At 59.7% G+C, this 14647-nt stretch carries 12 protein-coding genes; 6 read left to right on the plus strand and 6 right to left on the minus strand.

Features of this window, described 5'->3' with window-relative positions; genetic code table 11:
* Positions 1 to 36: 36 nt before the first annotated feature.
* Positions 37 to 714 carry a LuxR C-terminal-related transcriptional regulator gene (locus AC0L2X_RS13685; RefSeq protein ID WP_023675618.1) on the minus strand — a complete coding sequence of 226 codons (678 nt, stop codon included), beginning with the start codon at positions 712 to 714 and terminating at the stop codon, positions 37 to 39.
* A gap of 510 nt (positions 715 to 1224) precedes the next feature.
* Between AC0L2X_RS13685 and AC0L2X_RS13690 the strand changes: the two genes are divergently transcribed.
* The 5 genes from AC0L2X_RS13690 to AC0L2X_RS13710 all read left to right on the plus strand — a co-directional run bounded on the left by AC0L2X_RS13690 (position 1225) and on the right by AC0L2X_RS13710 (position 6231).
* The gene (locus AC0L2X_RS13690; RefSeq protein ID WP_023675619.1) at positions 1225 to 1947 is read left to right on the plus strand and encodes a nucleotidyltransferase family protein; all 723 of its coding nucleotides are present in this window, start codon (positions 1225 to 1227) and stop codon (positions 1945 to 1947) included.
* A gap of 53 nt (positions 1948 to 2000) precedes the next feature.
* Positions 2001 to 3137 carry a DegT/DnrJ/EryC1/StrS family aminotransferase gene (locus AC0L2X_RS13695; RefSeq protein ID WP_352490098.1) on the plus strand — a complete coding sequence of 379 codons (1137 nt, stop codon included), beginning with the start codon at positions 2001 to 2003 and terminating at the stop codon, positions 3135 to 3137.
* Positions 3134 to 3808 carry a sugar transferase gene (locus tag AC0L2X_RS13700; RefSeq protein ID WP_473557883.1) on the plus strand — a complete coding sequence of 225 codons (675 nt, stop codon included), beginning with the start codon at positions 3134 to 3136 and terminating at the stop codon, positions 3806 to 3808. Before AC0L2X_RS13695 ends, AC0L2X_RS13700 begins: the two co-directional genes overlap by 4 nt.
* 74 nt (positions 3809 to 3882) lie before the next feature.
* Complete coding sequence (locus AC0L2X_RS13705) at positions 3883 to 4887, plus strand: SDR family NAD(P)-dependent oxidoreductase (protein WP_473557886.1); 1005 nt, start codon at positions 3883 to 3885, stop codon at positions 4885 to 4887.
* A gap of 81 nt (positions 4888 to 4968) precedes the next feature.
* Complete coding sequence (locus AC0L2X_RS13710) at positions 4969 to 6231, plus strand: polysaccharide biosynthesis/export family protein (protein WP_473557888.1); 1263 nt, start codon at positions 4969 to 4971, stop codon at positions 6229 to 6231.
* A 24-nt stretch (positions 6232 to 6255) separates the two neighbouring features.
* Here the strand turns inward: AC0L2X_RS13710 and AC0L2X_RS13715 are convergent, their stop codons facing one another.
* Complete coding sequence (locus tag AC0L2X_RS13715; RefSeq protein WP_473557889.1) at positions 6256 to 7593, minus strand: HlyD family type I secretion periplasmic adaptor subunit; 1338 nt, start codon at positions 7591 to 7593, stop codon at positions 6256 to 6258.
* A 203-nt stretch (positions 7594 to 7796) separates the two neighbouring features.
* On the minus strand, positions 7797 to 9548 hold the full coding sequence (locus tag AC0L2X_RS13720; protein ID WP_473557892.1) for a type I secretion system permease/ATPase: 1752 nt from the start codon (positions 9546 to 9548) through the stop codon (positions 7797 to 7799).
* 405 nt (positions 9549 to 9953) lie between these two features.
* Between AC0L2X_RS13720 and AC0L2X_RS13725 the strand changes: the two genes are divergently transcribed.
* Positions 9954 to 10646, plus strand: coding sequence for a N5-glutamine methyltransferase family protein (locus AC0L2X_RS13725; RefSeq protein ID WP_473557894.1), 693 nt, complete (start codon positions 9954 to 9956; stop codon positions 10644 to 10646).
* A 100-nt stretch (positions 10647 to 10746) separates the two neighbouring features.
* Here AC0L2X_RS13725 and AC0L2X_RS13730 read toward each other — a convergent pair whose 3' ends face one another.
* The 3 genes from AC0L2X_RS13730 to asnB are packed head-to-tail and all read right to left on the minus strand — an operon-like array spanning position 10747 to position 14644.
* Positions 10747 to 11013, minus strand: coding sequence for an acyl carrier protein (locus AC0L2X_RS13730; RefSeq protein ID WP_473557897.1), 267 nt, complete (start codon positions 11011 to 11013; stop codon positions 10747 to 10749).
* Between the two features lie 56 nt (positions 11014 to 11069).
* Positions 11070 to 12626, minus strand: a complete 1557-nt coding sequence (locus tag AC0L2X_RS13735) for a class I adenylate-forming enzyme family protein (RefSeq protein WP_352489810.1) — start codon at positions 12624 to 12626, stop codon at positions 11070 to 11072.
* On the minus strand, positions 12623 to 14644 hold the full coding sequence (gene asnB, locus AC0L2X_RS13740) for an asparagine synthase (glutamine-hydrolyzing) (RefSeq protein ID WP_473557899.1): 2022 nt from the start codon (positions 14642 to 14644) through the stop codon (positions 12623 to 12625). The genes AC0L2X_RS13735 and asnB overlap by 4 nt, the downstream gene beginning before the upstream one ends.
* Between the last annotated feature and the right edge of the window lie 3 nt (positions 14645 to 14647).

Genomic DNA, 14647 nt, shown 5'->3' on the forward strand with positions numbered 1-14647 from the left:
ACGCCGTTTGCACGTCCAAAAGGGACGCGCGGCGCTCTAGCTGGCATGTCTCGAAAGCCAAGTCTTCAGCATAACGGCAGCCTCGGTCCGATTGCGTACCCCCAACTCACGCAGAACCGCAGCAGCGTGGATTTTCGTGGTCGCCTCCGCGATTTCCAGATCGCGCGCAATTTCCTTGTTTGAATAGCCTTCCGCCATCAGCTTGAGGACTTCCTTTTGCCTCGAGGTCAGCCTGCCGAGGTTGACGCCAGCGGTACGCCTCTGTGGGCCTTTGTCGTCGGAATGGGTATGCGCGTGGGTTGTTTGCGTTGCACCCGGGCGTGACAGAAGTGCAGGAACATAGATGCGGCCGGAGAGGATTTCATTGACGGCCAAAACAACCTCTTCGTCCGTCTGCGATTTTACGATGTAGCCGTGAAGCCCGATCGACAGCGCGGTGAGTATTTCCGAGCGTGAATCGTTTCCGGAAACGATCGCAAATCGCGTGTCCGGATAGGCGGACAGGATCCCGCCGAGCACTTCTTGATTGAACAGGCCCGGCATATTCAGGTCCAGGATCGCAAGATCCACGAACGATTGCTCTGCCAGCAAACTGAGCACCGCGTCGAAACAAGACGCTTCAAATATCTCTACACCTGGAATGCCTGCGGTCAGTGCCAATCGCAAGCCGCGACGATACAAGCCGTGATCGTCGGCGATGACGATTCGATACATTGAACTACCCCAACGCCTGTCTGAATGGATTGAACGGCGATGGCCTGAAAGTCGTGGCCATCCACTCGTCGATTCATCCAGCCGACGCTGCGGCACCCCCAACACCGCAAACGCCAGATTTCTAATATAATCTTAAATGACGGGAAACGCTCCTCTTTTTTTGCCCCTTGTGAGCGAAACCCGCCGAACGTCGTCGAACATACGTTCTGACCTTTTGGACAGCTGACAGACCGGTCGGTCATTCAGCAGTGCTATAGGTCTAAAGATATAGAACAGCAAAACGGCTGAATTGTTACCATTCGAATGCACGACGACATCCACCCTGAGGGCCACATACCATCCAGATGCAATGTCCGGATCAGGGGACAGTGGGGAAAACTCACCGGTCTTCTACGGGAAATCTCACCGGTTCTTCTGAGGGGACAAGAACGCGTTTCCCGGTGCTGACCAGGGCAGGATAGCCGGCCCGTGACGATAGCGTTCAGGCCGAATGAACAAGGGAGGACCAAGATGAAAGCGGTTATTCAATGTGGAGGAATGGGAACACGCCTGCGCCCCTTCACTTCGGTCTTGCCGAAGCCGCTCATGCCGATCGGCGCACGGCCGGTTCTCGAGATGCTTCTGAAATGGTTGCGACGCAACGGTATTCAGGAAGTCTATATTACAACCGGGTATCTCGGCCACTTGATCCGCACCGTGTGTGGAGATGGCTCGCAGTGGAACCTGAAAATTCGATATACGCAGGAGATGGAGCCGCTTGGCACCATCGGGCCACTGTCTTTGATCAGGGATGAACTGACGGAGCCATTCATCGTTCTCAATGGCGATGTCCTCACGGATCTAAGCCTCAGTCGATTTGTAGCAGCGCACCGTAAGCACACCGATCCAGTGACGATCGCAACAGCCTGTCGCCTGATCAAGATGGATTTCGGCGTCATCGACGAAGTCGACAATACCGTGCAGGTCTTTCGCGAGAAGCCGACGCTTTCGCATCTGGTCAGCATGGGAATTTACTGCATGAACCCGGATGTTCTGCAGTTTATCCCATCCGGCATACCCTTTGGGTTCGACGACCTGATGCTGCAGATGATGCAGAACGGCACAACCGTGCACGTGTACAAACATGAGGGTCTCTGGCTCGATATCGGGCGCGTCGACGACTTTCAGAACGCACAGACCATTTCCTGGGAAGACCAGTCGGCCTCGATCGAGGTCACTGCGACGGCTGCATGATCATGATGAAGTCACGAGCCCGGTTCCCACAGTTATCAGTCTAGGAGGTTGTGATGCTCTTGGTCAGTGCCCCGATCTTGGGTGTGCCGGAAAAGACTGCTTTGACCAAGGTCATCGACAGCGGCTGGCTGACCATGGGGGAGCAGGTACGAGCCTTCGAACAAGCTTTTGCCGACGTTCATGATGCGGAGGATTGCGTCGCGGTCAGTTCTTGCACCGCAGCGCTTCATCTCATTTTGCACGCACTTGGCATCGGACCGGGCGACGAGGTGCTGGTGCCATCCTTGACTTTCGTCGCGACCGCAAATGCGGTCCTCTATGTCGGTGCGACGCCGGTCTTCGTCGACATCGAGTCAGCCGACGTGCCGCTGATGTCGATCGTGGAAGCCGAAGCGAAATGCACGGCCCGCACCAAGGCAGTCATTCTTGTCCATTTCGCCGGCTACCTCGCCGATCGGGAACACTGGCAGAAGTTCGCCCGTGCCCGGGGGCTGCATATCGTCGAGGACGCGGCGCATGCGCCGGGCTTGAAGGAGGTGGGGACATTTGGTGCCGCGGCCGCCTTCAGCTTCTACGGCAACAAGAACATGACCACGGCGGAAGGCGGGGCAGTGATTGCCAGGGATGCTGGTCTGCTCGAGACAATCCGCCAGGCGCGTGGACATGGGATGACCACCGGGACGCGTCAAAGGCTGAACAGCCGCACCCCGCAGTATGATGTCACCATGCTCGGTTTCAACTATCGCATGGATGAACTGCGGGCTGCAATCGGACTGGTCCAGCTGCAAAATTTGCAGGAGTGGAATGAGATCAGGCGTATCCTGGTCATGCTGTATCGCCGTCTCATAGCGAAGCATTGCCCGGCCGTGACCATCCCGTTCCACGAGCCGCGGACGTCGGCCTACCACATCATGCCTATCCTTTTGCCACGTTACGCCGACAGGCAAGACGTCATCGACGCACTGCGCGCGCAAGGGATACAAACCACTATCCACTACCCGCCGGTGCACCAGATGACGCTCTATCGTGAGCTCATTCCCGGTACTCACTTACCGCGCACTGAAGATTTCGCGCAGCGCGAACTGACTGTACCGCTACATCCGCAGATCACCGCGCCATTGGTTGAATCGGTAGTCGTCGCTCTTGCCGCGGCGGTCAATAACTGCGCTCAGACAGGAACAGCCGCATGAATGCCCTGGACCTAGCCATTCATCGGTCTAACGTCTCGAGCGCCGCCCATGGGTCTGCGAGACGAGCAATCGATCTCGTCATTGCTGCGGCCGCGGCGATCGTCTTCGCCCCGCTGATGCTGCTGATTGCCGTGGCGCTGCTGCTGGAAGGCGGTCGGCCCATCTTCTTCACTCAGACCCGCGTCGGGGCTGGTGCTCGCCCATTCCGCATGTACAAGTTCCGCAAGTTCAGCGTGCAATGCGACCCCGGTGGCTTGGCGCTGACCATGGCCGACGACAGCCGCATGACGCCGATAGGACGGTTCCTCGCCGTCACCAAATTCGACGAACTGCCACAGCTTTGGAACGTCTTCAGAGGCGAGATGGCAATCATCGGGCCACGCCCGGAGAGCCTTGCCTTCGCCGATTGTTTTCGCGGGGGCTTCGAGGGTATTTTACAATACAAGCCAGGCTTGCTGGGTCCTGCCCAGGTTCTCTTCCGGCACGAAGCCCGTTTTTATCCTCGGTCCGTGGATCCGCTACTGTTCTACCGCGAGGTTCTGTTTCCTGCCAAAGCCAGGCTCGACCTTTCCTATTATCCGCAGCGCACGATCGGCTCCGATGTCGTGTGGATGGTGCGCGGGCTGCTGGCAGTGCTTGGCGTCGTGTCGCCGCCGCCGATCGGATCTTGAGAGCAGGTGGGACATCCGCGCTCTCGTGGATTTGCAAAGTCAGTGCCTCACGTCATAGGGGGAACGCTTGGGTCATGGCATACAAGGGCAGGAAAGTTCTGGTTACGGGTGCCGATGGGTTCATCGGTTCGCATCTCACCGAAGCACTCGTCCGTAGCGGTGCCGACGTCACCGCGCTGGCTCTCTACAATTCCTTCGACAGCCACGGCTGGCTGGACGATTTGCCGAACACCATACGAAGCCAGCTGAATCTCATCCGCGGCGATGTTCGCGACAGCGCGTTCCTTAACCGGATCGTGCGTGGCCAGGCGGTCGTGTTTCATCTCGCCGCACTGATAGCGATCCCGTATTCGTATGCCGCTGCCCAGTCCTATGTGGAGACCAATATCCTGGGCACGGTCAACGTTCTCGAAGCGGCGCGCCAATGGGAGACGGAGCGTGTGGTGCACACTTCGACAAGCGAGGTTTACGGCACCGCGCTGACAATGCCTATCAGCGAATCCCACCCGTTGCAGGGACAGTCACCATATTCGGCATCCAAGATCGGCGCGGACATGATGGCGGAGTCCTATGCCAGATCGTTCGACATCCCTGTGGTCATCATGCGGCCGTTCAATACGTACGGCCCGCGCCAGAGTGAGCGGGCCATCGTACCGACCATTATACGCCAGGCTCTCGACAAAAAATGCCCGGCGATCATGGTGGGAGACACAAGCCCGATCCGCGATCTTACTTTCGTGGAAGACACTGCGGCGGCGTTTTTGACCGCAGGTTCGGCCGAGCTCGAATTTGGCCATGCCTATAATGCCGGAAGCCAGCGCGCTGTGACGATTTCGGACATATTGGATCTGGTGATCGAGTTGAGTGGCTGCAAGAAACCAATCCACCGGGACGAGCGCCGCCTGCGGCCGCAGAATTCCGAAGTACGTGCCTTGCTCGCCGATTCTTCGCTCCTCGAAAGCAAGACTGGATGGCGTGCCCAGACCAGCCTGCGCGAAGGCTTGGAGCGGACGATCGGATGGTGGCAAGGGCGCCTCAGCGAAGGCCGAGTGCGACACGAAATGGGTTACATGACATGAGCTTTCGCCTGGGAGGATTGGCTCCGCTGTTGATTGCGGCCGCGGTATCGTCGGATTCGAGCCGGAAGGAGATTGTCGCCCATGGTCCTCGTTGATCGAATCCTTATTGTCGTGCTCGGCATGCTGGCTGCCATGGATACGGCTGCTGCAGCGGAAGCACGGGTCGCCTATCGACTTTCCGCCGGCGACACCGTCGAGATTGGAATTGCCTCCATCCCTGAGCGAACGCAACGTGCGGTGGTCCAGATGGACGGCACGATCGCGCTTCCCGAAGTCGGTATGGTTTCGGTGGGCGGCTTAACTCCGGCTGAACTGCAAACGCGCATGCAGACGATCTTGCCGACCAAGATATTCCACCAGCGTCTGCCTGATGGGCGGGAGCAAATGATCGTCATCAAGCCGACAGACGTGACCGCCGTGGTTGCGGAGTACAGGCCGATCTATGTGACCGGCGACGTGCTCACTCCCGGACAGCAGGCCTACCGCCCGCTGATGACGGTGCGGCAGGCGATTGCCGTGTCAGGCGGTTTCAGCCTTTTGCGGTCCCGGGCAAACCAGGTTGGCCCAGATCCGGTGGATCTGCGGCGCGATTACGAGTCGCTTTGGGGGGAATATACGAGAGATTATTTTCATAGCGCCCGCATCCGCGCCGAACTTCAGAACAAACCGACTTTCGACATGCAGCCACCACAAGGATCGCCCTTGCCGGCAAGTTTTGCGTCGGCGATCGCCCAGGCTGAAGCGGAAGGGCTGAAGCTGTCGTTGGACAACTTCCAGCAAGAGCAGGGCTTTCTGGATAAAAGCGGCAAGGACGCCGCCGCACAAACCGAGACCTTGCTCAAACGCGCGCAGGCCGAAGCGGATGGTGTGAAGGCGGACGAAGACGATCTGGCGCGCGTAAGGAAAGCGTTTGAGTCGGGAAATCTAACCAATACCCGGCTCGCCGACGTCCGGCGCGCTTTGGTTCTCTCTTCCAGCCGGGCACTCGAAACGTCGGTTGAACTTATGAGAGCACGACGTCAGCAGGACGATTTTGCCAGACAGCACGAACGCAATGACAACCAAAGAAGGATGGGTCTGCTGATCGAGTTGAAGGATACCAACGTGCGCCTTGCCGACGTCAGCGCAAGGCTTCGCGCCGCCAGCCAAAAGTTGCAGCCCACGGGAGCTGCCGCACTGCCGTTGCCGGTTGCCGGCGAGAAGATCCAGGCCGAGGTCACGATCATTCGCAGGGTCGGCGAAGAATGGCGAAAACAGCTTGCCCAAGAAGACACCGAGGTCATGTCGGGAGACACGATCGAGGTCAGGTTCAGCAGCGCTCTCGAAAATGCGGCGACCCGATAGATCGGGCCGCGTTTCGCAACCGCTTTACTGCCTGAAGGCTCTGGAAAACTGGTCGGTAAGGGGCTTCATCAAGTAGGACCAGACACTGCGCTCGTCGGTTCTTATGTGGACTTCGGCGGGCATGCCCGGTTTGAGTATTTTCTCTCCTGTCAGGCAGGTCGCTTCATTTTCGACGTCGATGCGCGCCGAAAAATAGGAAAGCTGACGCTGCTGATCCTTGATCAGATCCGCTGAGACGCGCTTGACCGAGCCTTCGCAAGCAGGTGTGGTGCCGGCGTCGAACGCCGGAAAGCGGATCGACACCTGCTGTCCAGGATGAATCTCATCAATACGCGCCGGAGGAATGGAAGCGTCGACGACAAGGTTGTCGGAATCGGGCACAATCATCATAAGCACCTCTCCGGCGCCAATCACGCCGCCGACGGTGTGGATCGAGGATTCTTGTACCGTGCCCGATTGCGGGGCACGAATGTCTGTCCTGCCGAGTTCGTCTTCGGCCACCACCTTGCGCTCACTGAGTTCGGTCTGCTTGGCTTCCGTTTCGCGAAGTTCGTTGGTCACGTCGCTCCGCATTTGTTCGTCGAGCTGAAGCACCTGCAGGTCCGTTTCACTGATGTGAGCTTGTACCTCCGCTATCGCTGCGACAAGGCGTCCCGATTCGCCGCGAGTCCGGGTCTTCTCCAGGCTGACATTGCTCAACCTCTCCTTGGACACCAACTTCTTTGCGTAGAGAGATTCGACATCTGCAAGGTTCTTGGTCAGCAGATCCAGAGACTCGTCCGTTGCAGACTGCTGCGATTTGAGGCCATCGATCTGACGTTCCAGCTGCTTCGCGCGGCTTTGCAATTGTGCCTTCTGGCCAGCCAGCGCCGCAGCACGACTTTCAAACAAGGCACGCTCGCCACTGACAAGTGCCACCACTTGCGGGTCACCCATTTGAGCCCGAAGGTCGGGCGGGATCTGCATTTCCGGCAGACCCTGGCGCTCGGCCTCCAGTCGGGCCAGACGAATGGTGGCGCGATTGAGGTCCTCGGTGATTATCTGCAGGTTTGCTCGGGTCAATGTGTTGTCCAGCCTGACCAACACGTCGCCGGCCTTCACATGATCGCCGTCCTGCGCGAAGATTCCGCCGATGGTGCCGCCGGTTTGATGCTGGACTTTTTTAATGTTGCTTTCGACCACCACGGTTGCGGGCGCAATCACCGCGCCGGCAATCTTGGTCAATCCCAACCAGAGCCCTCCGCCAAAGATCAACAGCAAGCTGGTTGCCAGGCCCAAGAGCAGATTGGCCCGGATGCCATCCGGCTCTGGCTTCGTCTCCAGCGAACGGCTTTCGCCACCGGCTGCGACGTATGACGACACCGCAACAGCAGGGCGATACCTCGCATATGCCCGGCTGCACGTTTGTGCGGCGGAACGACAATGTGCTGCCAGGCTCCGGACCAGAGTACCCCAGGGTAGATTGGCTCGAATCCCATCCGGCTCCGGCTTCTCCCCGGTCGGCTGGCCTTCGCCGCCAACCGCAGCATATGACGACATGGTCACGTTAGACACTAAGCAATACCTCAAGCATGCCCGCTTGCACCGTGCTGCAGCGGAACGACAATGTTTGGCTTGTCCGGGCGCGGGAAGGGCCGGATCACATTTGCCAGAACGTCTTCGCGCGAGCCGAACGAATGGAGCATCCCGTTCGACAGGACGAGTACCTGATCGATGTTGACGAGAGCGGAGGGGCGATGCGCAACGACGATCACGATACCGCCGCGCTGACGCACTGCCAGGATAGCGCCGGCCAAAGCAGCATCACCGTCTGCGTCCAGATTGGAATTTGGTTCGTCAAGAACGACGAGAAATGGATCGCCGTAAAGTGCCCTGGCAAGCCCGACGAGCTGCCTCTGCCCAGCCGAAAGGGCCGCGCCGCCTTCTCCGATGCGTGTTTGAAAACCCTGCGGAAGACGCATGATCATCTTGTCCACGCCCGCAGCCTTGGCAGCTGCCAGCACGCCTTTTGCGTCGCTTTTGCCGCCGAACCTCGAAATGTTGTCGGCGATCGTCCCGTCGAACAGCTCAACGTCCTGCGGCAGGTAGCCGATATGAATGCCGAGCAGTTCTGAGTTCCACTGATTGAGCGAGGCGCCGTCCAATCTTACGGTGCCACGAAGCGGCTTCCATGCCCCGACCAAAGCGCGCACGAGCGTGGTCTTGCCGGAGCCGCTCGGGCCGACGACCGCCAACCCTGCGCCTCTCGCCAAGCGGAAGCTTACATTGAAGATGGTTGGTTTCTGCAGGCTTGGTGGCGCGACGGTCAATTCCTCGACCGCAAGCTCTGCCTTCGGGCGGGGCAGTTCCATTGGCTCTTGCTGGCTATCAAAAGCATCCAGCGCTGCCGCCAGCTCGGTATAGCTTTTGCGGGTTGCCAGAAACCCTCTCCAGTTTGCGATCGCCACATCGACCGGCGCCAGCGAGCGGCCCAGCAATATGGACGATGCAATGATCACGCCAGGCGAGGCCTCGCCGCCGATCACAAGGTAGGCACCAAGCCCTAGCACACATGATTGCAGGGCCATTCGGAGCGTCTTCGACAGTGAGCTTGCGGCGCCGACGACGTCGGAGAGCCGTTCCTGGTTCTTCAGATAAAGATGACTGACCTCGTTCCAGCGCCGGCTAAGCGGGGCGGAAAGGCCCATCGCCTGAACAACCTCTGCGTTGCGGCGGCCGGAGTCGGCCAGAAGCCGCTGCGCTACGAGTGTCTCAGATGCACGAGCCGCAGGTTTGCGGCCGATGATCTCGGCAACCACCGTCAAAAACACAACGGCGCATGCGCCGAGCGTTGCCAGCACGCCAAGCGCGGGGTGCAGCAGATAGATGACCACCATATAAAATGGTATCCAGGGAGCGTCGAATAAGACTGTCGGCCCCAGCCCGGAAAGAAAGCCACGTAGCTGGTCCAGATCACGAAGCGGGTGTACCCGGTTCGCATCCGGCCCGGCGACGAGGGGCAGGGAAAGCGAGGCTGCGAACGCTTTTTGCTGCAGATTTCTATGCAGGCGGCTGCCGATGCGGACCAACAGGCGAAGCCTCACGAAATCGAGGAGCCCATAGGCCGCGTAAAGTCCCAGCATCCCGACTGTAAATCCGATAAGAGTCGGCACGCTCTGGGAAGGCAGTACGCGGTCGTAGACCTGGAGCATGTAGACGGAGCCGGTTAAGGCGAGGATATTTATCAATGCGGAGAAAACGCCTACGCCGACGAGGCCGTGCACACAGCCGAACATTGCGGAGCGGAGATCGAGCGAGCGCCCTTTGGTCGACTTCATGATGTGCGCTCGTTGACGCGAAATTGCTGCGCAATCTCGTCGATTCTTTCGATGAGGGACAAACTTTAACCTTCCGGGAAGCAGCAGCCCCGCCCCGCTGCTGGAACATTACGAATTGCTTACATACGTGCCTTCTTTGATTAAAATGTAGCAAAATCGTGACGCCAGGCTGAGAATTCGGCAACTGGCTCGCCAGGCTGGGGATAACCGGGTCGGGTAAGGAGATATTCCTAATCATGACACCCGGCAGAAGCTTATGATCATCTTTGTAGCATCAAGGCTCCAAAGCGTCTGGCGACGGATGGGTTTTGATTTTGTCGATCGAGAGTTAAACGGTTTTGAGATACACTTCATCGGTACGCAATTGTCGGCCACCAACGCCGGCTAAAACGGGAGGCGAGTGTCGTGAGCGAAGAGATCAATGTCGCCGATGCCTACGGCAAGGGCCGCAGCACCTTCATGGGATTGCAGTTGCTTGTCTCGCCCGGTGCGCTTGTTCCTCGGCCGGAAACGGAATTGCTCGGCAAGGCCGCTCTCGATGTCCTGAGCCAACTGAGCCTGCCGGTGCCTCGCGTTGTCGACATGTGCTGCGGGGCGGGCAATCTGGCGTGCGCCATTGCGCACCACGCTCCCACCGCGCGCGTGTGGGCAAGCGATCTTACCGACGGATGCGTGGAGGTCGCGCGCCGCAACGTCACCCATCTTGAAATAGAGGACCGGGTAACGGTTCTTCAGGGCGACTTGTTCAGCGCCTTCTCCGGCTTGGAGCTCGACGGTACGATCGACGTGATTGTTTGCAACCCGCCCTACATTTCGGAAAAACGGCTCGAGGGCGACCGTTCACATCTGGTCGAGCTCGAGCCGCGTGAAGCATTCGCAGCCGGCCCCTACGGCCTGAGCATCCACATGCGGGTGCTCAAGGAGGCACCGCGTTATTTGCGGCGTGGAGGCATCCTGCTTTTCGAGGTGGGGCTTGGCCAGGACCGGCAGGTCATGAGTTTGCTCGAGCGTTCCAAGGCTTATGAGAGTATCCGGGCAGTCACCAACCAGGCCGGTGAGGGCAGGGTGGTTGTGGGACATACGAAGGCGCAGGCGTAAGCATCGCAGCCGTGGCCGCCCAGACGCGCTGTCGCGGCTAGAAACGGCCGGGAACTTGAAACAGAGTTGCGCGAGATTTCGGCAATCAGTTTCGCTCGTGTCAGTTTCTCTTGCGCATGATGTATTGCGCAATTCCCTCGATGGAATCGAGATTCTCCGGCAGCAGCTCGCTGTCTTCGACTGTGATGCCGAAGGTCTCCTCGATGAAGCCGATAACCTCGAGCACACCCGTCGAGTCCACGATGCCCTGGTCGAGGAGCGAGGTGTCGCTCTCCAGGCTCTCGGGATCGGCTATATAGAAATTCGAAGCCAGGAAAGCGCGAATTTGTTCGCTGCAGGTATCGGTTCTGTCCTTGGTAGATAACATTGATTTCGCCTCCGGTACAAAAAATGAATGCTGATCAACTTCGCCCTGGTACCGACTCATGACAGGGCCGTTTTTTTGAGCTTACCCGTGTCGGTCATCGGCAGACTGGGTACGATGACGATGGACTTCGGAACCATGAAGTTTTCCAGCCGTCTCTGGCACTCTTTCTGCAACTGCTTTTCACCGATCATGCTTCCCTGCTCCATCACGACAAATGCCTTCACTGCTTGCCCGAGCAGCTCGTCCGGAACGCCGATGACCGCGGCTTCCCGTACGCCCGCAATGTTCATCAACACGTTTTCCACTTCCTTCGGCGCTATCTTCTCTCCGCGCGATTTTATGATCTCGTCGCCGCGACCGACAAAGTAGAGGTAGCCCTCGGCGTCCATCCGGCAGTAGTCGCCGGTGTATAGGACCTGCTCACCCGGCAGCGGGCCGGGCTTGAGCTTCCTGGCTGTCGCCTCCGGCTTGCCCCAATAGCCCTTCATCACCGTCGCTCCGCGGATGACGAGCTGACCAACGATGCCGGGGCCTACCCGCCTGTCATGCTCGTCGACAATCCACATTTCCGTATTGGGGATAGCGATCCCAACGCTCGACGGCTTTCGCTCCAGATCCTCCGGCGGCAGGTAGGTGCAGCGCTTGCATTCGGTAAGGCCGTACATCGAATAGATGCGGGCGCCAGAAAACAGCTCCTGCAGCAGGAGAATGTGCTTGAGCGGCAGGGCGGCCGCAGTGTTCGTGACGTAGCGAATACTCGAAAAATCCTGATCCCTGAGAGACCTGAGCTCCCCGAGTGCGGCGAAGATGGTCGGTACGCCGGGAAAACCCGTCACCCTTTCTTGCTTGATCAGCCCAAGGATCTGCGCCGGGAAGGCGAACGAGCGCTCAAGCACCAGCCGGGCGCCCGCGCCGAAGGCCATGATCATCTGGTAAAGACCGTAGTCGAAGGCGAGCGGCAGGACATTGAGGATCACCTCGTCTTCGGCAAGCGCCAGGTATGAGGAAATCGAGGCGCACGCGGCAATCATGTTTCGGTGCGTCAGCATCACGCCCTTGGGCTCGCCCGTCGAGCCGGACGTATAAATGATCGCAGCGAGATCGATGTCGATGCAGCGGCGCGCGGGCGGCGTGCTGCGGGCTGCCGCGACCGCGGCGTCCCAGCGCACAGCATGCGGCAGTTCTTGTAGATCGCTGCGTTCGATCGGCCCGGAGACGATCATGCGGCGCAACGATGGGCAATTCCGCGCCGGCTCCCTGAAAATCGAGTGCAGGTGTTTGTCGGTAATCAGTGCCGTCGGGCGGCAATCGTTGAGCAGATAATCAAGTTTGTCGCTTTTGGTGAGCGGATTGACGATGCACACCACGGCGTTGGCCTTGAGCACCGCCCAGAACGCAACGACGGCCTCGACAGTGTTGTCGGCGAAGACCACCACGCGATCGCCACGCGCAATTCCGGCATCGGTCAAATGGTGCGCTATGGCGTTCGAACGCATATCGAGATCGCCATAAGTGACACGTTGATTGCCGCACACCAGGGCCACCTTGCCGCCGAGCCGGCTGGCAGAGTGGGTGAGATAGTCGTGCAGGAGCGGTACGGCGCCATGCATCATGCGAGCACCTCTTCGCGATGCACGCGGTCGATATCGATGCTGAGCTTGAGCGTGCGAGCCCCACTTGGACGGCTCGCGATAAATTGCCGATGGAGAAGCTGCGTCGACAGCACCCCGACTAGCGCCATATTGTCGGAGTTGGACAGGTCGCCGCCGCCGGCGCTGGCCTGGCACTTGCTCAGGAGCCGGGTAACCGACTTGGGATCGAAGACGTTCGCTTCGCGCAGCGCGGGCTCCGAAAGTGCTTCGCGAATGTAGGCCGGAGCGCCATCTGCGACGAAGCAAAGCGCGTTGGGGGCCCGGTAAGGCTGCTTCTTGCGCGTGACGATTTCCGACGGCACGATGGGTTGCGCCACGCGCTTCAGCACATGCTTTTCATCGAGCACGCGCAGCTTGTAGGCGGCAGGAAGCGAATTCGCGAGCCTCACGAGTTCATGATCGAGGAACGGGAAGCGCCCCTCGACGGAATGAGCCATCAGCATCCTGTCCCCTTGTGAGGAAAGCAGGTATCCCGACATCAGCGTCTGGATCTCGATATACTGGTCCTGCGCAAGAGAGCCCCATCGCGAAAACTCCGCCGGCAGACGGGCAAGCAGCTCGGATACGGCGTTGCGGCGCTCCGTTTGGGCGCGCATGTCTGCCGAAAACAGCCGCTTGATGGCGCTTGTGGTACGCCAGCGCGTGCCATGCGCAAAACCAGGCGCGTCACAGGCGTGGATGTCGCGCCCGAAGAACTGGCGTGCCATCGCCTGCTGCTGCACCGGCGAGCGGCTGAGATAGGGATAGAGGCGCTCCAGCAGCCGCGAGCGTCGCGTCGAGGCGGGCTGGCGTCCCCAGAAGCGGCGGACCTTGCCCTCGCGGAACAAATCGTAGCCGGCGAACATTTCGTCGGCCCCTTCGCCGGTCAGCACGACCTTGATGCCATGCTGGCGCACCAGTCTCGAGAGCAGGAACAGCGGCGCCGGCGCGGTCCTGAGGATTGGCCGCTCGGTGTGGTAGGTCACCTCAGGGAAGATGCCAGCGATATCGCTGCGCGAAACAACCACCTCATGATGGTCACTGCCGGCCACGCCGGCAACCAGGCGCTGGAAATGCGTCTCATCATACTCGGCGTCGGCAAAACGCAGCGAGAAAGTCTGGAAGCGCTCGCCCGCGAAGCGTCTCCCCAGCGTGGCGACCAGCGAGCTGTCGAGCCCGCCGGACAAATAGCAGCCGACCGGCACGTCGGCGCGTACTATCCTGAGCGCCGTCGCGGCTTCCAGGGCGCTGCGCACTTCCTCCACCGCGTCATCAAGCGAGCCGGTGAATTCATCATCGCCGGGTCCGTCAACCTCTGGATAGTCAGGCTTCCAAAAAGCCCGCTCCCGGACGACGCCGCTTTCATAAATACGAATGCGCCCCGGGGTGAGTTCGCTTACTCCTCCAAACACGCCCTGTGGCGGCGTGACAGTCCAAAGTGTGAAAGTCTGATCGATGCCGGCTGGATCGAAGGCGCGGGGTATATCCGCATCGGCCGCGAAAATGGCCTTCACCTCGCTGGCGAAGTAAAGCCGCCCGCCATGCTCGCAAAAGTGCAGCGGGCAGATGCCGAACCGATCCCGCGACAAGACGAGACGACCTGCCACGGAGTCCCAGATGGCGACTGCCCACTGCCCATTCATTCGCTCGAAGGCGGCCTCGCCCCAGGCATGATAGGCATGAACGATGACCTCGGTGTCGCTGCGTGTGCGGAAGCGATAACCGAGCGCGACCAGGTCTTGTCGCAGCTCGACGTAATTGAAGATTTCGCCGTTGAAGACGATCCACATTGTGTCGCCCGCGCCGGCGAGTGGCTGCTGACCGCTTGCGAGATCGATGACGGACAGGCGGGCATGCGCCAATCCCGCACGTCTGTCCCGGTAAAGGCCGCGCTCGTCCGGGCCGCGATGCGCCAGCGCGCCCGCCATGCGTATCAGCGCATCCCGGGAAGGGGGCGCCGCTGCGGCGCTCAGCGACACAATTCCGGCGATGCCGCACATCGC

Source organism: Mesorhizobium sp. WSM4828 (genome assembly GCF_055811175.1).